The organism is Dethiosulfatibacter sp. (assembly GCF_983023055.1).
Genome location: NZ_CEZJXU010000155.1, coordinates 1 through 5,198, shown reverse-complemented (window position 1 = coordinate 5,198; position 5,198 = coordinate 1). Strand labels below are relative to the sequence as shown.

At 39.8% G+C, this 5,198-nt stretch carries 5 protein-coding genes; all 5 read left to right on the top strand.

The annotated features are described in order from the left end of the window. On the top strand, positions 1-306 hold a 306-nt coding region (locus AC3AX0_RS06795; protein ID WP_487549551.1), incomplete at its 5' end, for an ABC transporter permease. An 11-nt stretch (positions 307-317) separates the two neighbouring features. Then, a complete protein-coding gene (locus tag AC3AX0_RS06790; protein WP_487549550.1) occupies positions 318-1,358 on the top strand; it encodes an ABC transporter ATP-binding protein in 1,041 nt (346 codons plus the stop codon). After that, on the top strand, positions 1,355-2,323 hold the full coding sequence (locus tag AC3AX0_RS06785) for an ABC transporter ATP-binding protein (protein WP_487549549.1): 969 nt from the start codon (positions 1,355-1,357) through the stop codon (positions 2,321-2,323). Before AC3AX0_RS06790 ends, AC3AX0_RS06785 begins: the two co-directional genes overlap by 4 nt. Before the next feature lie 131 nt (positions 2,324-2,454). Then, complete coding sequence (locus tag AC3AX0_RS06780) at positions 2,455-4,131, top strand: peptide ABC transporter substrate-binding protein (RefSeq protein ID WP_487549548.1); 1,677 nt, start codon at positions 2,455-2,457, stop codon at positions 4,129-4,131. Positions 4,132-4,303: 172 nt separating this feature from the next. Continuing rightward, the coding region (locus AC3AX0_RS06775; RefSeq protein ID WP_487549547.1) for an AIR synthase family protein at positions 4,304-5,198 on the top strand (895 nt) is incomplete at its 3' end.

Genomic DNA, 5,198 nt, shown 5'->3' with positions numbered 1-5,198 from the left:
GGTGCGGATACGGGAAGACTTATCCTTAGACATCTTATTCCAAACACAATGGGACCTATAATCATCAATCTTACTTTTCAGGTACCAAGTGCAGTATTTACAGAAGCATTCCTTTCATATTTGGGACTGGGAATACCTGCTCCGAATGCAAGTTGGGGTTCTCTGGCTCAATCGGGAACAACAATGCTTCTTATACACCCTTATATGTTGTTTTTCCCTGCAGCGCTGATTTGTGTATTCATGTTGGCATTCAACCTGTTGGGTGACGGATTAAGAGACGCACTGGATCCAAGATTGAGAAATTAGGAGGAAATAAGATGAGTGAAATTAAAAAAGATAATGATATTTTGCTACATGTGAAAAACCTCCATGTTGCATTTGATACATATGCAGGTGAAGTAAAGGCTGTAAGAGGTGTTGACTATGAACTGAAAAAAGGTGAAACCCTTGCTATAGTTGGGGAGTCCGGATGCGGTAAATCTGTATCGGCTCAGACCATCATGCAGTTGATTCCAATGCCTCCTGGAAAGATCAAAGCAGGAGAGGTAATATTTGAAGGCAAGAATTTACTTGACTATTCAGACAAGGAAATGGAGAAGATAAGGGGAAGGGACATATCGATGATATTCCAGGATCCAATGACATCTCTTAATCCTACAATGAAGGTAGGAAAGCAGATAATGGAAGTTCTCATAAAACATCAGAACATGACAAAATCAGAAGCTCACAATAGGGCTGTTGAAATGCTTAAGGTTGTTGGACTTCCAAATCCTGATAAGAGAGCAAAGCAGTATCCTCACGAATATTCAGGTGGAATGAGGCAGAGAGCAATGATAGCAATTGCCCTTGCCTGTAATCCAAAGCTTTTGATAGCTGATGAGCCTACAACTGCACTTGATGTTACAATCCAGGCCCAGATAATGGACCTTATGCAAGATCTTCAGGACAAGTTGAATACTGCAATTATACTCATTACCCACGACCTTGGTGTTGTGGCTGACGTAGCAAAAAAGATTGCTGTAATGTATGCAGGAATAATTATTGAATATGGCGATACAAATGAAATATTCTACAATGCGCAGCATCCATATACATGGGGACTGTTGCAGTCAGTACCAAGACTTGATGTTGAATCGGAGGTAAGGCTTGTACCAATAGATGGTACTCCTCCAGACCTTATCGCACCTCCAAAGGGATGTCCTTTTGCAGCCAGATGCGAATATTCAATGAAGGTCTGCAAAGAAGCCATGCCGGAGATATCAGATGTTACAGATAACCATTATGTAAGATGCTGGTTGAAACATGACCTGGCACCTGAAGTTATAAATCCCGTTACAGGAAGGAGGGACGAATCATGACAGAAGATAAAACCTTAATAAGTGTTAGAAATCTAAAGAAGTATTTTAAAGTTGGAAGAGGTCAGATTCTTAAGGCTGTTGATGATATATCCTTCGATATCAAAGTCGGTGAAACTCTTGGTCTTGTAGGGGAGTCCGGTTGTGGAAAATCTACAACTGGAAGGACAATTATAAGATTGTACGAACCTACAGGCGGAGACGTAATATTTGACGATATAAATGTGAGCAAGCTTAATAAAGCAGAACAGAAAAAGTTCACAAGGCGGGCACAGATGATATTTCAGGATCCATATGCATCCCTCAATCCAAGGATGACGGTTACTGACATTATAGGCGAGGGAATAGACATCCACAACTTGTATTCAGGAATGGAAAGACAAAAAAGAATATATGAGTTATTGGAACTTGTTGGTTTAAGCAGGGAGCATGCAAATAGATTTCCACACGAGTTCAGTGGCGGGCAGAGGCAGAGAATAGGAATTGCTAGAGCTCTTGCAATAGAACCAGAGTTTATTGTATGTGACGAGCCCATATCGGCACTTGATGTTTCAATACAGGCACAGGTTGTAAACCTCCTTCAGGATCTGCAAAAGGAACTGGGACTTACATATCTGTTTATTGCCCATGACCTTAGCATGGTAAAGCATATCTCCGACAGGGTGGCAGTAATGTATCTCGGATCAATTGTGGAGCTTACAACTTCAAAAGAAATATATGACAATCCACTTCATCCTTACACAAAGGCATTAATGTCCGCAGTTCCAATTCCGGATCCTGAGGCTTCGAGGGCAAAGCATAGAATTCTTCTTGAAGGAGACGTGCCAAGTCCAATTAATATTCCACCGGGATGTAAATTTCAGGGAAGATGTCCTCTTTGTCAAGAGATATGTAGAATGGAGGAACCCCAGTTAAGAGAAGTACGTCCGGGTCATTTCGTAGCCTGTCATTTAGTGAAGGAATCTTAATTGTTAAGTTTTTTTAATTTGCAAAGATCATGTTACAGTAATATAATTTCTATAGGAGTTTTTAATCGGCAAATCCAACAAGCCGGTTTTATAGGACGAAAGTCCACAAAAATCAAGGGGGAACACTCAAGATGAAGAAAAGATTATTAGCACTTCTACTAGTTCTTGCAATGGTATTCACTTTGGCATTTACAGGATGTACCCAGCCTGCAGATGATCCAGAAGAACCAACAGAAGAACCAACAGAAGAACCAGGAGAAGAACCATCAGAAGAACCAACAATGGAAGAACAGTCTTTGACATGGAACTGGACTCAGGAACCACCTGACATGGATCCACAGACAACTACTGACCAAGTATCATTCTGGTTATTGAATGCTACTCTTGAAGGTATGGTAAGACTTAATCCTGACGGATCTGTAGGCGATGGTCTTGCAGATAACATTAATATTAGTGAAGATGGATTGGTTTACACATTCACATTGAGAGATGCTAACTGGTCTGACGGAACTGCAATAACTGCACAGGATTTTGAAGCAGCATGGATAAGAGCAATCGATCCTGCAACTGCAGCAGAATATTCTTATCAGTTCTATCACATAGCTGGTGCTGAAGAATTCAATACTGGCGCAACAACAGATCCAGCAACAGTGGGAATCAAAGCTGTAGATGAAAAAACTCTAGAAGTTACACTTCTTAGACCTACACCTTTCTTCTTAAGTCTTACATCATTCATCACTTACCTTCCTGCACAAAAAGCTGCAGTTGAAGCTATGGGAGATGCATATGGTACTGAGGCAAACATGATGGTATACAGCGGACCATTTGCTGTAAGTGATTGGATTCATGAAGACAGTCTTACTCTAGTTAAGAATGAAGAGTACTGGGATGCTGACACAGTTAAGCTTGACAAAATCACTGGTTATATGATCACTGAGAACAATACGAAAATCCAAATGTATGATACAGATCAGCTTGATAAGGTTGACGTACCTGCAGAATTTCTTGAAAAATATATCGAAAGTCCTGAATATCAATCAATAGCAGAAGCAACTACTTGGTATCTACAGTACAATGTAAAAGACAAGTATTTCTCAAACTACAAGATGAGACTTGCTTTCGCTCTTGCTACAGATGCTGAAACTTACGTAAACGTAGTTAGAAAAGGATTGGGAATGGTTGCAGAAGGTCATACACCTCCAACTCTTGCAGGTAAAGGTCATTCATTTGCAGAAGATAGAATGTCTGTACTTCCAGCCTATGATCCAGAAGAAGCTGTAAAACTTTTTGAAGAAGCTTTAGCTGAAGTTGGAGCTACAAAAGAAGAGTTTGCTGCTGACGTAACAATAGTAGCAGGTGAAGGAGACACATGGAGCAATATTGCTCAGTTTTTCCAAAGCCAGTGGAAACAAACTCTTGGCGTTGAGCTTGCTATCGAGCAAATGTCATTTGCAATGAGACTTGAAAGATATAATACTGGAACTTACCAAATCACTTATGCTGGATGGGGTGGAGACTACAACGATCCTCTTACATTCATGGATATGTGGATTACAGATGGTGGAAACAACGATGCTTACTGGAGCAATGCTGACTATGATGCAGCTATCAAGACAGCAATCGAGGGACAGGGAGACGAAAGAATAGACGCTATGGTTGCAGCAGAAGCACTAATAGTTGCTGAACTTCCTATCTACCCACTTTACCACCCTAATAAAAATATAATGGTTAAACCATATGTTAAAGGTCTTGCAATATATCCAGTTGGATCAGACTATGATTTCAAATGGACATATATCGAGAAGTAAAATTCAGAAAATTGAGGAGCCTAAGGGCTCCTTTTTTTTACTTTAAATTGTGGCTGAATACTTTACCTGAAGAGCAATTTATGTTAATATCAACTAGGAATAATATATTAATTAATTCTATAGATTAAATAAGTAATGAATTTATAATATAATAACTTATGGAGGCGTTTAAATGGATATTGGAAAACTGCCTAACAAGGTACTTGAAGATCTTGTAATATCTTCAATTAAAAATAGAAGAGAAGAAGTAATAGAAAGGGCTGCAGTGGGAAAGGATTGTGCGATAGTTGATTATGGAGACAAATATTGCGTGTTGTCATCTGATCCAATAACAGGTGCAGAGAAAAATCTTGGAAAAATCGCAGTAAATGTTGCCTGCAACGATATTGCAGCAGGTGGAGCTGAGCCTGTAGCATTGCTAATAACAATACTGGCACCTCCTGAAACAACTAAGGAAACAATCAAAAACATAATGTGTGAGGCCAATGAAGCAAGTGCTGAAATCAATGTGGAAATTGTAGGTGGCCATACTGAGATTACAAATGCAGTTAACAGGATAGTACTGTCAATGACAGCAGTAGGAATAAAAGACAAGAAAAATACTACAGAAGAAGTGAAAAACGGCGATTGTGTACTAATGACCAAGCTTAGCGGAATGGAAGGATCAACAATAATTGCAGAGGAAAAAGAAGAAGAACTTCTGAATGCGGGATTTACTGTAGAGGAGCTTGGCGAGGCAAAGGACTATTTGAATTACCTCAGTGTTGTAAACGAAGGAATGATCTGTGCATCTGTAGGAGTTAAATATATGCATGACATTACTGAAGGTGGAGTTGAAGGGGCTGTATGGGAGGCCTCAAATGCACTGGGAATGGGAATAGTAGTAGATGAAGACGAAATACCTGTGTCGGACATTACAAAAAAACTGTGCAGTCATTTCGCAATAGATTATTTAAAGCTCATATCCAGCGGGTCAATGCTGGTGGTATGTAGTCAGGAAAATTACAGCCCTATTAAAGCGAAGCTTGATGAAAAGGGTATAGGTGTTGCCATGATAGGTAAAATCC

Bases quoted from the DNA above. Each gene is read 5' to 3' on its own strand.
- AC3AX0_RS06790 (WP_487549550.1), top strand. From the start codon at position 318: ATGAGTGAAATTAAAAAAGATAATGATATTTTGCTACATGTGAAAAAC.
- AC3AX0_RS06780 (WP_487549548.1), top strand. From the start codon at position 2,455: ATGAAGAAAAGATTATTAGCACTTCTACTAGTTCTTGCAATGGTATTC.
- AC3AX0_RS06785 (WP_487549549.1), top strand. From the start codon at position 1,355: ATGACAGAAGATAAAACCTTAATAAGTGTTAGAAATCTAAAGAAGTAT.